Here is a 15,454-nt window from a genome sequence, read left to right as displayed (position 1 = left end):
CTGGCGCGTTATGCGTTGGCATCCTGCAGCTCGCGGGATGCGGTCCCGGCGCTGGTGCCGTCCGTTGCGGAACCATCGGCGGGAGCATCGCTGTCATCCACGAACGGGGTGCCGTTGCGGGGTGCGTTGTACAGCGATTCGTCCAGGATGCCCTGGCGCTTGGCCACGATGGTGGGGACCAGGGCCTGGCCTGCCACATTCACCGCGGTGCGGCCCATGTCGAGGATGGGGTCGATGGCCAGCAGCAGGCCGACGCCGGCCAGCGGCAGGCCGAGCGTGGAGAGCGTCAGGGTGAGCATCACCACGGCGCCGGTGGTGCCGGCGGTTGCGGCGGAGCCAAGGACGGAGACCAGGGCGATCAGCAGGTACTGGCTGAAGTCCAGGTGGATGCCGAAGAACTGGGCCACGAAGATCGCGGAGATGGCAGGGTAGATGGCTGCGCAGCCGTCCATCTTGGTGGTGGCGCCCAGCGGTACGGCGAAGGAGGCGTACGCGCGGGGCACTCCGAGGCTGCGTTCAGTCACGCGCTGGGTCAGCGGCAGGGTGCCCACTGAGGAGCGGGAAACGAAAGCCAACTGCACGGCGGGCCATACGCCGGAGAAGTACTGCTTGATGGACAGGCCATGGCTGCGGACCAGGATCGGGTACACCACGAACAGCACGAGCACCAGGCCGGCGTAGATGGCCACGGTGAACTTTCCCAGCGAGCCGATGGTGTCCCAGCCGTAGACGGCCACGGCATTGCCAATGAGGCCGACGGTTCCCAGCGGTGCGATGCGGATGATCCACCAGAGCACCTTCTGGATCACGGCGAGGGCTGACGCGTTCAGGTTCAGGAACGGCTCTGCCGCCTTGCCCACCTTGAGGGCGGCAACGCCCACCGCGATGGCGATGACGAGGATCTGCAGGACGTTGAAGCTGATGGACGTGGTGACGACGCCGGAATCGCCGACAGTGGAGCTGGCACCCAGGCCGAGGAAGTTCTTCGGGAAGAGGCCCACGAGGAAGGCCCACCAGTCACCGGACTTGCCGGTGTACTTGGCGTCTCCGCTGATGCCCGTGTTGGCGCCGGGCTGCAGGAGCACGCCCAGGCCGATGCCGATCAGCACGGCGATCAGGGACGTGATGGCGAACCACAGGAGCGTGTTCCATGCGAGCCGGGCGGCGTTGGACACCTGGCGCAGGTTGGAAATGGAACTGACGACGGCGGTAAAGATCAGGGGAACGACGGCGGTCTGCAGCAGCGACACGTAGCTTGAGCCGATGGTCTGCAGCGTGGCGCCGAGGGCGTTGGGGCTGGTCTTGGTGCTGCCGGTGTACTTGGCCAGCAGGCCGAGGCCTAGGCCCACGATGAGGGCGGCAATGATCTGGAAGCCGAACGAACCCGCCCACTTGGGGAGCTGGAATCCGGTCTTCCCTGCGGGGGAGGGGGTGCTTGTCTGAGTGCTCACCAGAACAAGCTAGACCCCCACCTCATACCACGTCGAAAGAATATTGAGAAATATTACGCATCCACATTTGCCCACGAACCTGGAAAACCCCGGAAATACAAGGCAGACGGTGGCTATTGTTACTTATTCCCGTCACGGATGTGCTTAATGTCTCGCCGGGCATGGGCGAGTCAGGAAAGCAGCGCCCGGCGGAGGGTGTCCAATCCTACGGAGCCGATGTTGAGGGCCTTGGTATGGAACTCCTTGAGGTCGAACCCCGGCCGCGCCTCGAGCTCGGCGCGGATTTGTTCCCAAAGCCGCTGTCCCACCTTGTAGGAGGGGGCCTGCCCGGGCCAGCCGAGGTACCGGGTGAACTCAAAGTTGAGCTGGCCTTCGCTGATGGGCAGGTTTTCCTTCAGGAATGCGTAGCCCTTGTCGGCGGTCCAGGTGCCGGTTCCCCAGCGTTCGGGCATCCCGAGTTCCAGGTGCACGCCGATATCGAAGACCACGCGCGCGGCCCGCATGCGCTGCATGTCCAGCATTCCCATATGGTCGCCGGGATCGTCCAGGTAGCCCAGTTCCTGCATGAGCTTCTCGGCGTAAAGGGCCCACCCTTCGCCGTGGCCGGAGGTCCAGCAGACGTTCCGGCGCCACTTGTTGAGCAGCTCGCGCCGGTAGGTTGCAGTGGCGACCTGCAGGTGGTGGCCCGGGACGCCCTCGTGGTACACGGTGGTGGTTTCGGCCCAGGTGGTGAAGGTGTCCTCCCCGGCGGGGACTGACCACCACATGCGGCCGGGGCGGCTGAAGTCGTCGGACGGACCGGTGTAGTAGATGCCGCCTTCGTCGGTGGGGGCGATCCGGCACTCGAGCTTCTTCATGACGTCGGGGATGTCGAAGTGCACGCCGGCGAGTTCGGCCACCGCCCTGTCCGAGACATCCTGCATCCACTTCTGCAGCGCCTCCGTGCCTTTCAACTGCCGGGCGGGGTCGTTGTTGAGGATGTCCTTGGCCTCGGCAATGGATGCCCCCGGCTTGATGGCGTGCGCCACCTGTTCCTGTTCGGCGATGAGGCGGTCCAGTTCCTGGACGCCCCACGCGTAGGTTTCCTCCAGGTCCACTTCAGCGCCGAGGAAGGACCGGGAAGCGAGGGCGTAGCGGGCCCGGCCGACGGCATCCTTTTCCGGCGCTGCGGGCAGCAGCTCTGTGCGCAGGAATTCGGCCAGGCCACTGTAGGCACGGCGGGCTGCGTCAGCACCGGCGTCGAGCATTTCCTGCAGGTTCGCCGGCAACGTGCCGGCGGAGGTGGAAGCGCCGGCCGCCAGTTTGGCGAAGAAGCCGTCCCCGGCGGCGTATTTTGCCACCTGTTCGATGACGATCCGCACCTGGCGTGCAGCGGCCACCTTCCCGGCATCCCTTGCCAGGCGCAGGGACTCGGTGTAGCCGCTGATGGCTGCCGGCACGTTGTGCGCGCGGCCGGCGATGTGCTCCCAGTCCTGCTCGGTTTCGGTGGGCATGAGGTCGAAGATGGCGCGGATGTCCTGGGCCGGCGACGCGATGTTGTTCAGCTCCGCGTATTCCCAGCCGGAAGCGTGGATCAGCAGCTGCAGGCCCAACCGTTCCTGCATGGCGTCCAGGGTGACGGCGTCCACGTCGTCTTCCGGTTCCAGGCCCTCCAGGGCCACGAGGGCAGCCCGTGCTGCCTCCGCGAAACCGGCGACGCCGGCGGGGGAGAAGTCCTGATACTCCGTCTCATGTCCCGGCAGGCCAAGGGTGGTGGCAAAGGTGGGGTTGAGCCTGATCAGGGTGTCCGTGTAGGTGTCCGCGACGGCGTCGATCCGGGTGTGCGGGCGCGCGGCGGGTGCAGTGTCGATAGTCACATGCCGAGACTACCGGGCTCCGCGCAGTCAGTGTGGCAGGGAGGAGGTCAGCCCCGGCTGCGTTTCCAGGCTCCCGGCCCGGGAGCGGGGGCGAGCCGCAACTGCTGCCTCCGGACCCAGTGCCGTACGCTGGTGGTCTTAGCCGGGGCGGGGGTTTCTCCGCCGAGGGAAAGCACGACGGCGGCCAGTGCGGCGAGTTCCTCGTCGCTGGGTTTTCCTTTGACAACAGAAAACAGCGGCGCGGCGGCTGCTTCTGCCGTTTCCGGGGTCTCGTCGGGCTCCGGCGCCCCTGGGGTGGGGATCACAGCGGGATGTTCCCATGCTTCTTGGCGGGAAGGCTGGCGCGTTTGTCGCGGAGGGCGCGCAGTCCTTTGATGATCTGGATGCGGGTGTCCGAGGGGGCGATGACGGCGTCCACGTAGCCAAGCTCGGCTGCCTGGTAGGGGTTGAGGAGCTCTTCCTCGTACTGCTGGATGACCTGGGCGCGGCGGGCCTCCACGTCGCCGCCGTCCTCGGCGACCGCTGCGAGGTCGCGGCGGTAGAGGATGTTCACGGCCCCCTGCGCGCCCATGACGCCGATCTGCGCCGTAGGCCAGGCAAGGTTCAGGTCGGCCCCGAGCTTCTTGGAGCCCATCACGATGTAGGCGCCGCCGTAGGCCTTGCGCGTAATCACCGTGAGCTTGGGGACGGTCGCCTCGGCGTAGGCGTAGAGGAGCTTGGCGCCGCGGCGGATGATCCCCTGGAACTCCTGGTCCTTGCCCGGAAGGAAGCCGGGAACGTCCACCAGGGTGATGATGGGAATGTTGAAGGCGTCGCAGTGGCGCACGAACCGGGCCGCCTTTTCGGAGGCGGCGATGTCCAGGGTGCCGGCGAACTGCAGCGGCTGGTTGGCCACGATGCCCACCGTGTGGCCCTCGACGCGGCCGTAGCCGATCATCACGTTGGGGGCGTACAGGGCCTGCATCTCCAGGAAGTGCCCGTCGTCCACGATCTGCTCCACCACGGCGCGCATGTCGTAGGGTTGGTTGGCTGAATCCGGAACCAGCGTGTCCAGGGCGAGGTCGTCGTCGTCGATCTCCAACTCCTGCTGGTGCCCCAGGACAGGCGCCTCGGACAGGTTGTTGGACGGAAGGAAATCCAGCAGTTCGCGCACGAACTCAATGGCGTCGGTCTCGTCGGAGGCAAGGTAGGTGGAGGTTCCGGTGGTGGCGTTGTGCTGCCGCGCACCGCCGAGGGTTTCCATGTCGACGTCCTCGCCGGTGACGGTCTTGATGACGTCCGGACCGGTGATGAACATGTGCGAGGTCTTGTCCACCATCACCACGTAGTCGGTGAGGGCGGGGGAGTAGGCGGCACCGCCGGCGGAGGGGCCCATGATGAGCGAAATCTGCGGCACTACGCCGGATGCGTGGACGTTGTTCCGGAAGATGTCTGCGAACATGGCCAGTGAGGCCACGCCTTCCTGGATGCGGGCGCCGCCGCCGTCCAGGATGCCGACGACGGGGCAGCCGTTGCGGAGCGCAAACTCCTGGACCTTGACGATCTTTTCGCCGTTGACCTGGCTTAGGGATCCGCCGTACACGGTGAAGTCCTGGCTGTAGACCGCCACCAACCGCCCGTCCACGGTGCCGTAGCCGGAGACCAGGCCGTCACCCAGCGGTTTCTTCTTCTCCATGCCGAAGGCGGTGGAGCGGTGCACGGCCAGGGCATCAAACTCCACGAAGGAATCCTCGTCCAGCAGCAGGGCGATGCGCTCGCGGGCGGTGTTCTTGCCGCGGGCGTGCTGTTTCTCGATGGCCTCGGGGCCGGAGGGCTGTTCGGCACGCGCCTGGCGGTCGCGGAAATCGGCAATCTTTCCCGCAGTCGTTGTCAGATCGTGGCTCATCAAGTGTCTCCGGCTCTGTAGCAGGTCAATTCTGTCGGCTGGCAGGTCTGGCTGCGCGGAGCGTTAAGTAGCATCCACACAAAAGACGAACCCTGCTGGCAAGTCTAGTAACGCTTTGGGCGCCAACGGCTGTAGGGAACCTACAATTTTCTGCCGTTCCAACAACCTCTCCACAATGTTACTCATGAGTAACTTAGTTGGGTTACAGTGTTCCCATGACTTCAAGCGACGATGCTTTGCATGCCTCCGAAAGCCCGTACCGGGCCGCCGGCTCCCTGGCGGGCCTGACCATCCTGCTGTCCGGCGGCAGCCGCGGGATCGGCCTGGCCATCGCCCTGCGGGCGGCCCGCGATGGGGCCAACATTGTGCTCCTTGCCAAGACGGGGGAGCCGCACCCCAAGCTCGCCGGGACGGTCCACACCGCAGCCCGCGAGCTGGAGGCGGCCGGAGGCCAGGCCCTGCCCCTGGTGGGCGACGTGCGGAGGGACGATGACGTGGCCGGCGCCGTAGCCGCGGCTGTTGACCGGTTCGGCGGCATCGACATCGTCATCAACAACGCCTCCGCCATCGACCTCTCCACCACGGACAAGGTGGACATGAAGAAGTACGACCTCATGCAGGACATCAACGTGCGCGGCACCTTCCTGCTGTCCAAGCTGGCGCTCCCGGCGCTCCGTGCCTCGGGCCGGGGGCAGATCCTGACACTCTCGCCGCCGCTGAACCTCCACCCCTCCTGGGCCGGGAAGCACCTTGCCTACACCATGGCGAAATACGGGATGAGCCTGACCACCCTGGGCCTGGCCGAGGAACTGAAGGCTGACGGGATCAGGGTCAACTCACTGTGGCCCTGTACCCTGATCGACACGGCTGCCATCCGCAATATGCCCCACGGCGAAACCATGGTGCTGGCCGCGCGCGGCCCGCAGATCATGGCCGACGCCGCCCACGCCATCCTGACCGGCAGCAATCTCGGTGCCGGTGCGCCGCCGTCGGGCAACTTCTACACGGACGAGCAGGTCCTGGCCGCCGCGGGCGTGACCGACTTCCGCCCCTACAGCCTGGGAGCACCGGAAGACCGGCTGGTTCCGGACATCTTCCTCTAAGGCGGGCCCTCATGCAGTCCCCGGTGCCCGTTCCGGGACTGCGGCAGGCTGGGTACGATCAGGCGCGGCTCGGTAGGATCTAGCTATGGATGACGCACACGCACCGGGTACCCCCCTGAACCGAGGGGACCTGGCCGACCAGCGTTTCCTCTCCGCCACGGGAATACCCCGGATCGACGTGGTGGACTCCACCGGCTCCACCAACGCCGACCTCCTGAGGGGCGTCACGGTGGACCCTGCGGCATGGCCTGACCTCTCCGTCCTGACGGCGGAGTACCAGACCGCGGCAAGGGGCCGGCTGGACCGGCGCTGGGAGGCACCGCCGCTGAGTTCCGTGTCGGTCTCCCTGGTTTTGCGCCCGGTGAACGCCGAGGGCAGGCCCCTTCCCACCCAGAGCTACTCGTGGCTTTCCCTGATCGCAGCCCTGGCGCTGCGCGAGACGCTCCTGGAAACGGCAGGCCTTCCCGCCGAGCTCAAATGGCCCAACGACGTCCTGGTCCGCGGCAGGAAAATTGCCGGCATCCTGGCCCAGCTCGGTCCCATGGTGGACGGCAGCGTGCCTCCCGTCATCTTGGGGACCGGCCTTAACGTCAGCCTGGGCGAAGACGAACTTCCCGTGCCCACCGCCACGTCCGTGGCCATCGAGGGTGCCACCACCACAGACCGCACCGCGCTGCTGAAAAGCTACCTGGCCCACTTCGCTGTCCTGTACCGCAGTTTCTGCAACGCCGACGGCGACCCCGCGGCGGGCATGGCCGGCGGCCCATCGCTGCACAAACGGGTGGAGGCCGTGATGGTCACCCTGGGAAAGCAGGTGCGCGCGCAGCTTCCCGGCGACCACGAAATCATCGGACATGCCTCCCGCCTGGATGACTACGGCTCCCTCCTGGTAGTGGACCGGGATTCGCGTGAGCATGTGGTCACGGCCGGCGATGTGGTGCACCTGCGGCCCTGGTCATCGCCGGACGCGCCGCAGCAGGGTGGTTATGCGTAGGTCCCTTGTTCCAGGGGAGCAGGTCATCGTCACTACCCGCCCGCAGCCGCGGAAGCTTGCCGGTCCCGCCGTGGCCTTCGTCCTGGCGCCGGCCTTGGCCGCCTTCGCCAGCGCCTGGGTTATCCGCGGCGGCCCCGCACGCGTGGCGCCTGCCCTGGGCCGCCAGTGGACGCCCTGGTTGGTGGGCGCCTGCGTGCTCGCGGCGGCGGCTGTGTGGCTGGGCTACTGCCTGCCCCGGCTTCTTCGCTGGCATGGCACCCGGTACACGCTGACCAGCCAGCGGATGGTGGCCCGGTACGGACTGTTGAACCGGCGGGACCAGCAGGTGAACCTGGCATCGGTGCGAAACCTGACGGTCCATGAATCGTTGCTGCAGCGCCTGGTGCGTTCCGGGAATATATCCTTGGAAACCGGGCACCAGGGCATGGTGACCTTTCGCGACGTGCCCGAGGTCGCCCGGTTCCGGGACTTCATCCTCGACGCCATCGGGGAACTGCCGGAGGACAGCGGGGCCCAGCCCGGCGCGACGTATTACCCAGCCGGTGCATTTCCGGAGGACATGAGAGAAGGTGGACGGGATGACCGATGAGGACCAGCAGGAACGCGTCGAGAGCATCGAAACCGGCGCCTTCGACGCGTCGTCCGACGCCGGCTCGCCTGACCCTTTCGCAACCGGGCCGGGTGCTGCCGCGGAGCTTCCCGGCGTCGACCGTCACCCGCCAACCGGCGCCATGTCCGCGGAACGCTTGGCCATGAAGGCGCTCGAAGCCCGCCTCCTGGGTGGGGAACGCAAGCTCCGCCGCCGTGAAGTTGCGGCCGGGGCCGGCCTCTCACTGCTTTCTGCCCGCAAGCTCTGGCGTGCCCTGGGATTCCCCAACTTCGGCGACGAGGACGTCGCCTTCACCGAACGCGACCAGGCGGCCCTGTCCACCGTGGTGGACCTTGTCCGCGCCGGCAAGCTCACGGAGGAAGCGGCGATCTCGGTGACGCGCTCCATCGGGCAAATGACCGACCGCATGGTGGTCTGGCAGATCGAGGCGCTGGTGGAGGACATGGTCCACGAGCAGGGCGTCACGGACGCCGTGGCCCGCAAGCGCCTGGTCAACGAGCTGCCCGCTTTGGTGGACGCACTCGAGGAAGTACTGGTCTACTCCTGGCGCCGCCAGCTCAACGCCGGCGTCCAGCGCCTCGCGGTCCGCGCCGAAGCCGGGCTGCAGGCCAGCGAGGAAGGCCGGGAAGGCGACGAGGACGACGCGCCGCTGCCCCTGGCCCGCGCGGTCGGTTTCGCGGACCTGGTGTCCTACACGAGCCTGTCCCGGCGGATGAACGAAAAGACGCTTGCCCGGCTGGTCCAGCGCTTCGAAAACAAATGCGCCGAGATCATCTCCGTCGGTGGCGGCCGGCTGGTCAAGACCGTGGGCGACGAAGTCCTGTACATCGCCGAAACCCCTGCCGCGGGTGCGGAGATTTCGCTGGCGCTGGCTGAAGCCTTCACCGAAGACGAAATCCTCCCGGAAGCCCGGGTAGCCATGGTCTGGGGAAGGATCCTGTCCCGCCTGGGCGACATCTACGGCCCCACCGTGAACCTCGCCGCCCGCCTGACCACCCTGGCGGACCCTGGTACCGTCCTGGTGGATTCCATGACAGCCTCCGCCCTGGAACATGACGAACGGTTCGTCCTGATTCCGCAGGACCCGGAGAATGTGCGCGGCTTTGGCGAGATCAATCCCGTCCGCCTGACCCGCGGGCGCGGCAAGGGCCTGGTCCTGGACTAGGCTCCGGCGGCTTTGGGTCCGGGACGGACCGGGCCGAAAGAATTTATCCACTTGTTGGCGTATGGCGGTATCGTTGTGGTGCCCGGGGTCCTGTGATGCCGGCAGCAGGCACGAAGCCTAGATTTACCGGGGGATTTCCACACATGACACGGCTCGGACAAACGCGCGCCCAGATCCCTTCTTCCGCCGCGCCCCGGTGGCGCCGCCTGCCGCGTTCCCGCTGGTTCACCGGTACGGCGTTTGGTGCTGTGGTGGCTGTGGTGGTGATGGGTGCTGTGTTGTATCCGGGGTTTAAGACCACTGAGGTGGAGTTGAATGACGGTGGTGTGTGGGTGGTTTCGAAGTCGAAGAATGCTGTGGGGCGGTTGAATTATCCGTCGCGGGTGTTGGATGGGGCGGTGACGCCGGCGTCGTCGACGTTTGATGTGTTGCAGCATGCGGGTGAGGTGTTCGTCGATGATGAGTCTGGTTCGACGTTGAACCAGGTGTCGCCGGCGAATATGCGTTTGGGTGGGGATAAGCAGTTGCCGGGGGCGGCTGATGTGAGTTTTGGGGCGCGGACGATTTCGGTGACGGATGCTGCGTCGGGGAAGGTGTGGGCGGTGTCGCCGTCCACCGTGAATGGTTTTGATAAGGAAGCGTCGGAGCCGGTTTTGGTGGGTTCGGCGGGCCTGGTGTCGGTGGTGGGTTCGGATGACCGGATTTATTCGGCGGATCCGAAGACCGGCAGCGTGACGGTGACCGGTGTTGATGCCGAGGGTGGTGTGGCGTCGTCGGAGTCCAGTACGTGGGATGGGCTTAAGGGTGCCGGGGATTTGCAGATGACGGTGGTGGGGGACCAGCCGGTGGTGTTGGATGCTGCCGCGGGAAACCTGTTCCTGCCTGGTGGGAAGCGGCTGCAGTTGGATAATGCGCGGGATGCGAAGTTGCAGCAGCCGGGGCCGGGCAGTGATTTCGTTGCCGTTGCAACGCGGAAGGCGTTGCTGAAGCAGCCGTTGGACGGGGCGACGGCGAAGACCGTGGGGTTCGACGGTGAGGGGGTTCCGGCTGCTCCGGTGCAGTTGGGTGGGTGTGTGCATGCGGCGTGGTCGGGTGCGAACAAGTATGTCCGGGACTGTGTCAATGATGGTGACGATAAGAATGTTGCGGTGCCCAAGGCGAGTGTGTCGCCGTCGTATGTTTTCCGGGTGAACCGGGACCTGGTGGTCCTGAATGATGTGAACTCGGGGAATGTGTGGTTGGTGAACCAGAACATGCAGCTGGTGAACAACTGGGACGACGTCATCCCACCGCAGCAGACCTCGGACGACGCCGACAAGGACTCCGCCGACGAGGTCCAGCAGACCGTCCTGCCGGACCGCACCAAACCCAACAGCGCCCCCGTGGCCAAGCCCGACCAGTTCGGCATCCGCGCCGGGAAGACCACCATCCTGCCCGTCCTGGACAACGACTCCGACCCCGACGGCGACGTCCTCACTGTCCGAACCCCCGAAGGCGTCAAAACGGGCGCAGTCTCGCCCATCTATGGCTCCACGGGCCTGCAGGTCGCCGTGCCCGCCGACAAGGCCGGCAGTGAGACCTTCAAGTACACCGTGGACGACGGCCGCGGCCTGTCAGCGTCGGCGGACATAACGCTCAACGTCATCCCGCCCGGCACCAACACTGCGCCGCGGCAAAAGCCCAACCGGAACACCACGCTGGTGGTCCAGTCAGGCAAGTCGGTCACGCAAAACATCCTTCCGGACTGGATGGACCCCGACGGCGATGACCTGTTCGCCGTCTCAGTGTCCAGCAGCGATCCGCTGGACCAGGCCCGGATCCGCCCGGACGGACAGCTGGCCTTCCAGGATTCCGGTGCCGCCCCGGGCCGCAAGGTCCTCACCGTGTCGGTCTCCGACGGCCAGTCCACCGCGGAAGGCAAAGTCACCGTCGACGTCAGGAGCCCAGGGGCCCTGCCGCCCATCGCCAACGCCGACCACGTAGTGGCCGTTGCCGGCACCGACACCGTCATCACCCCGCTCAAGAACGATTCGGACCCGCAGGGCGGGACGCTGCGGCTGGCGCAGGCCACCCCGGACGCCGAGACTACGGCAACCCTGAACCCGGACCAGCAGACGTTCACCTTCAACTCCCGGACCCTTGGTGCCCACTACGTCAGCTACCTGGTGACCAACGGACCGGCCAGCGCACAGCAGCTGGTGCGCGTTGACGTGGTGCCTGGCACCGACGAGGGCGCCCCGGTGGCCGTCCGGGACACCGCGCTGCTCCCCACCGGCGGGGATGTCCTGGTGGATGTCCTGGGCAACGACTCGGACCCCTCGGGCGGCGTGCTGGTGGTGCAGTCCGTGACGGCCGACGCCGGACTGCCGGTCAGCGTGGCCGTGCTGGACCACTCGGTGGTAAGGATCACCGACATCCGCGCCGAGGGCCAGCTGACGGTCCGGTACACCGTGTCCAACGGCCGGTCATCGGCCACCGGCGAGATCGCGGTGCTGATGGTTCCCGCCCCGGCCAAGCTCCAGGCACCCCAGGCAAAGCCGGACGAAGCAACGGTCCGGGTCAACGACGTCGTCACTGTTCCCGTCCTGGCCAACGACGCCGACCCCAACGGATCAAAGCTCACCCTCCTCCCGGACCTGGCCCAACAGCCCGATGCAGCCGATGGACGAATGTTCGTGTCGGGAGACCAGCTGCGGTTCGTGGCCGGGCCCGAGGCGAAAACCGTGTACGCCATCTACAAGGTTCAGAATGCCTCCGGGCAGGTGGACTCGCAGCAGGTGACCATCCGCATCCGCGCCCGGGACGATGACCGGAACACCCGGCCCGAGCCCCGAAACCTGACCGCGCGCGTGGTGGCCGGGATGACCGTCAAGGTCCCCGTGCCGCTGGACGGCATCGACGCAGACGGCGATTCCGTCCAGCTCATCGGCATCGACAAGGCACCCGCCATGGGAACCGCCGTGGTGCGCGACGGCTACCTGGAGTTCACAGCCGCCGGGGACGCTGCCGGCACCGACAGCTTCACCTACCGGGTTCGGGACCGGATCGGCGCCGAAAACACCGGCACAGTCATTGTCGGCATCGCCCCGCCGGAGGCCAACAACCAGAAACCCATCGCGGTGGATGACGCCGTGGACGTCCGGCCCGGCCGCAAGGTGGCCGTGGAGGCCCTGGCGAACGATTCAGACCCCGACGGCGACCCGCTGAGCCTGGTTTCCGACGGGTTCGAGGCCAGGCCCGACCTGCAGGTTGAGGCAACGGACGCTGCCAAAGTGCTGTTCACCGCCCCGGGCACCGCCGGCAACGACAGCATCAGCTACCGCATCCAGGACGACAAGAAGGCCTCCGCCAGCGCCGTGATCCGGGTCCGGATCAGCCCGGACGCCGAACTCCAGCGCCCCGTGGCCAAGGACGACCACGTGACGGTGGCCGAAACCCTCGGCAAGACCGCGGTGGACGTCCCCGTCCTGAAGAACGACTCCGATGCCGACGGCGTGGCCTCCGAGTTGAAGGTCAGCCTTCCCGACGGCAACCCGAACGCCCGGCCCGCCGGCTCTGGCAACGTAGTGGTGACTCTCACCCCGGAAGACCAGCTGATCCCCTACACGGTCACGGACGTCGACGGCCTCACCTCCACCGCCCTGATGTGGATCCCGGGCCAGGGCGCGCAGTACCCCACCCTCGCCAAGACCGACCCTGTTGAGGTCATGTCCGGCAAGGACGTCACCCTGGACCTGTCCGAATACGTCCGGGTCCGCAGCGGCCGCAGCGCCCGGATCACCGTGGCCGACTCCGTCCGCGTCCAGGGCGGCTCCCCGGATGGCATCATCCAGTCCGACGGCAAAGCCCTGCGCTACGCCGCCAGACCGGACTATGTGGGCCCGGGCTCCATCACCTTCGAAGTAACGGACGGCTCCGGACCTGACGACGCCGACGGCCTGAAATCCACCCTGGTCATCATGACCAAGGTGGTCCCGGACCCCAACGCCAACCACCCGCCCACGTTCAGCGGCACCTCCGTGGACGTCCCCAAGGCCGAAACGGCAACGGTGGACCTCGCCGGACTGGCCAAGGACGTGGACGAACGGGACAAGGACAACCTCCGCTTCGAACTGGACGGGACGCTTCCTGCCGGCTTCAGCGCAAAGGTCGACGGCGCCACGCTCGCCATCACTGCCGATGGTTCCCTTGGCATCGGCGTCACCGGGAACATCCAAGTGAAGGTCACCGACGGCAGGTCACCCGCCGTGGGCGCCACCATCGCCGCACGACACGTAGCATCCAACCGGCCCCTGCCAGTGGCCAACGACGATGCTGTGGACAAGGCCAACGCAGGAAAGACGGAACAGGTCAACGTCCTGGCCAACGACTTCAACCCTTTCCCGGATACGCCCCTGCGGATCGTGGGCGCCACCGTGGAGACGGGCGCCGCAGCAGGCCAGCCGTCCGTGTCGGGGGACAGCATCACCGTTACCCCGGCTGACGGGTACAAGGGCGTCATGGTGGTCCGCTACACCGTGGCCGACAAGACGGGCGATCTGTCCCGCCAGGTGGACGGCCGCCTGCGCCTCACCGTCCGCGGCAAACCCGACGCACCCTCCGCCCCCAGCGCCACCGACGTCCGCAGCCGAACCGCCGTGCTCAAGTGGGCGCCGCCGTCGGACAACGGCGCTCCCATCACCGGGTACACCGTCCGCTCGAACCACGGCTTCGAACAGAAGTGCCCCACCACCACCTGTACGTTGAGCGGGCTCACCAACAACGTGAAGTACGTATTCACGGTGCTGGCCACCAACGAAGTGGGGGACTCGCAGGCCTCGCCGCAGTCCAATGAAATCCGGCCTGACGAGAAGCCATCGCCACCGGAAGCCCCAACCGTGAAGGCGGGGGACAAGACCATGGCCATCACCTGGCCCGCGGCGAAAACCGAGGGCTCGCCGGTGAAGCACTACAACCTGGAGATCTCACCGCCACCGGCCAGCGGGGCAGCCCTCAAGAACGAGGTCGCCGGGCTGAACTACACCTGGACCGGCCTCACCAATGGCGTGAAGTACAAGGTGCGCGCCCAGGCCGTCAACGAGCTTGGCGCCTCCGACTGGGGGACCTATTCCGCGGAGGACAATCCCGCCGGAGTCCCTGCGGCACCTGCAGCACCTGCATCCGCCGTCGCAGCATCCGTGGGGACCCAGAACCAGCTTCGGGTCACGTGGGCCGAACCCAACACCAACGGTGATCCGATCAGCACCTATTACGTGACCATGAGCGGCGGCAACGCCCCTGCCCAGACGCAGACCGTCCCCGGTAACGTCCGCACCGCAAACTTCACCGCCAACAACTCTGAGGCCGCATACACGTTCACGGTGCAGGCTGAGAACAAGGCCGGCAAGGGCGCGGTCAGCCCGCCCTCCGCGCCCCGGCGCGCCACCGGCAAGCTGGCGACGGTCTCCGGGGTCACGGCCACGCCGGCGAACACCGGCGGAGCAGGACGCGCCGTGACGGTGGACTTCCGCAAACTGACCGCGGCGGAACGTAACGGTTCTGCCGAAAACGAAGTCAGCTACAGCTACAACGCGAGCAACGGTTCCCGCGGGCCCATCACGCCCGGCCAGACCATCGGCGGCTTCACCAACGGCAACGCCGTCAGTATCACCGTCGTCGCCAACTCCACGGTGGCCCCGAGTTCTGATGGGAGCGCCCCTGCCTCAGCCACGCCGTTCGGCTCCCCGGGCACCCCCTCCGCGTCCGGCCAAAACGGCGGCGTGAACCAGAAGTCGGCCACCCTGAATTGGTCCTCCCCGTCCACCAGCACCAACGACGTGGCGCAAACGAGGATCAGAATCAACAACGGCGGCTGGGAGAACGTTGCCCCCTCCGGCAGCAGGACGGTCAACACGACCAACTTCGGTGACACCGTCACCATCGCGGTCCAGACCTTCAACTCCGTCGGCACCGGCAGCGCGGTGGTTACCGCCAGCGCCACAGCGGGCAAGCAAGGCCTGTGGGAAACCCGGATCAAGACCTCCGACCCCAACTTCGTCAGGAGTTGCACCTTCACCCTGGGCGGATCGAACTACCGGCCAAGTCCCTATTTCGACTGTGTCGGCGTCAACGCCGACAGCCCACCCTGGTTCTACAAGGCGGACCAGGACCGCATCATGGTGGCGTGCTGGATCGACCAGAGCGACAACTGGTCCGGCAACGGCATCGTCCGGTGGTGGCGGGTTGAATCCGGCTCGGCACGCAATGTTGGCCGCTACGTGATCGCCGGCCACACCACGCTTGCCGATCCTGCCGGGCTGGGGGCACCGCATTGCTAGGCCTCCTGCCCGGCCACTGCCCGGGCAGTTGTCCCCATCGCGGCGGTTTCCGCTATTCGGTAGGCTTACCCCG

At 66.7% G+C, this 15,454-nt stretch carries 9 protein-coding genes; 5 read left to right on the top strand and 4 right to left on the bottom strand.

What is annotated here, in order from left to right; genetic code table 11:
- Nucleotides 1–8: 8 nt before the first annotated feature.
- The 4 genes from NIBR502771_RS19180 to NIBR502771_RS19165 all read right to left on the bottom strand — a co-directional run bounded on the left by NIBR502771_RS19180 (nucleotide 9) and on the right by NIBR502771_RS19165 (nucleotide 5,192).
- Nucleotides 9–1,451, bottom strand: coding sequence for a dicarboxylate/amino acid:cation symporter (locus NIBR502771_RS19180; RefSeq protein WP_141161099.1), 1,443 nt, complete (start codon nucleotides 1,449–1,451; stop codon nucleotides 9–11).
- A gap of 170 nt (nucleotides 1,452–1,621) precedes the next feature.
- The gene (locus NIBR502771_RS19175; protein WP_141161098.1) at nucleotides 1,622–3,307 is read right to left on the bottom strand and encodes a DUF885 domain-containing protein; all 1,686 of its coding nucleotides are present in this window, start codon (nucleotides 3,305–3,307) and stop codon (nucleotides 1,622–1,624) included.
- 47 nt (nucleotides 3,308–3,354) lie between these two features.
- Nucleotides 3,355–3,612 carry an acyl-CoA carboxylase subunit epsilon gene (locus NIBR502771_RS19170; protein WP_246839740.1) on the bottom strand — a complete coding sequence of 86 codons (258 nt, stop codon included), beginning with the start codon at nucleotides 3,610–3,612 and terminating at the stop codon, nucleotides 3,355–3,357.
- Nucleotides 3,609–5,192, bottom strand: a complete 1,584-nt coding sequence (locus NIBR502771_RS19165; protein WP_141161097.1) for an acyl-CoA carboxylase subunit beta — start codon at nucleotides 5,190–5,192, stop codon at nucleotides 3,609–3,611. The genes NIBR502771_RS19170 and NIBR502771_RS19165 overlap by 4 nt, the downstream gene beginning before the upstream one ends.
- A gap of 215 nt (nucleotides 5,193–5,407) precedes the next feature.
- On the opposite strand from NIBR502771_RS19165, the gene NIBR502771_RS19160 reads away from it, so the two are divergent.
- The 5 genes from NIBR502771_RS19160 to NIBR502771_RS19140 all read left to right on the top strand — a co-directional run bounded on the left by NIBR502771_RS19160 (nucleotide 5,408) and on the right by NIBR502771_RS19140 (nucleotide 15,381).
- On the top strand, nucleotides 5,408–6,295 hold the full coding sequence (locus tag NIBR502771_RS19160; RefSeq protein ID WP_141161096.1) for an NAD(P)-dependent oxidoreductase: 888 nt from the start codon (nucleotides 5,408–5,410) through the stop codon (nucleotides 6,293–6,295).
- An 85-nt stretch (nucleotides 6,296–6,380) separates the two neighbouring features.
- Nucleotides 6,381–7,289, top strand: coding sequence for a biotin--[acetyl-CoA-carboxylase] ligase (locus tag NIBR502771_RS19155; protein ID WP_141161095.1), 909 nt, complete (start codon nucleotides 6,381–6,383; stop codon nucleotides 7,287–7,289).
- Nucleotides 7,282–7,878, top strand: coding sequence for a PH domain-containing protein (locus NIBR502771_RS19150; RefSeq protein ID WP_141161094.1), 597 nt, complete (start codon nucleotides 7,282–7,284; stop codon nucleotides 7,876–7,878). Before NIBR502771_RS19155 ends, NIBR502771_RS19150 begins: the two co-directional genes overlap by 8 nt.
- The gene (locus NIBR502771_RS19145; protein WP_141161093.1) at nucleotides 7,868–9,064 is read left to right on the top strand and encodes an adenylate/guanylate cyclase domain-containing protein; all 1,197 of its coding nucleotides are present in this window, start codon (nucleotides 7,868–7,870) and stop codon (nucleotides 9,062–9,064) included. The genes NIBR502771_RS19150 and NIBR502771_RS19145 overlap by 11 nt, the downstream gene beginning before the upstream one ends.
- A gap of 143 nt (nucleotides 9,065–9,207) precedes the next feature.
- Nucleotides 9,208–15,381: an Ig-like domain-containing protein gene (locus NIBR502771_RS19140; RefSeq protein WP_141161092.1), complete on the top strand. Its 6,174-nt coding sequence runs from the start codon at nucleotides 9,208–9,210 to the stop codon at nucleotides 15,379–15,381.
- Nucleotides 15,382–15,454: the final 73 nt, after the last annotated feature.

The organism is Pseudarthrobacter sp. NIBRBAC000502771, assembly GCF_006517215.1.
Lineage (GTDB): Bacteria > Actinomycetota > Actinomycetes > Actinomycetales > Micrococcaceae > Arthrobacter > Arthrobacter niigatensis.
Note: the sequence above shows the minus strand (reverse complement) of the source record. Positions and strands in the feature narration are given on the sequence as shown.

What these genes read in the sequence shown, in the direction of transcription:
- NIBR502771_RS19160 (WP_141161096.1), top strand. Translation starts at nt 5,408, where the DNA reads ATGACTTCAAGCGACGATGCTTTGCATGCCTCCGAAAGCCCGTACCGG.
- NIBR502771_RS19165 (WP_141161097.1), bottom strand. Translation starts at nt 5,192, where the DNA reads ATGAGCCACGATCTGACAACGACTGCGGGAAAGATTGCCGATTTCCGC.
- NIBR502771_RS19155 (WP_141161095.1), top strand. Translation starts at nt 6,381, where the DNA reads ATGGATGACGCACACGCACCGGGTACCCCCCTGAACCGAGGGGACCTG.
- NIBR502771_RS19150 (WP_141161094.1), top strand. Translation starts at nt 7,282, where the DNA reads ATGCGTAGGTCCCTTGTTCCAGGGGAGCAGGTCATCGTCACTACCCGC.
- NIBR502771_RS19145 (WP_141161093.1), top strand. Translation starts at nt 7,868, where the DNA reads ATGACCGATGAGGACCAGCAGGAACGCGTCGAGAGCATCGAAACCGGC.
- NIBR502771_RS19140 (WP_141161092.1), top strand. Translation starts at nt 9,208, where the DNA reads ATGACACGGCTCGGACAAACGCGCGCCCAGATCCCTTCTTCCGCCGCG.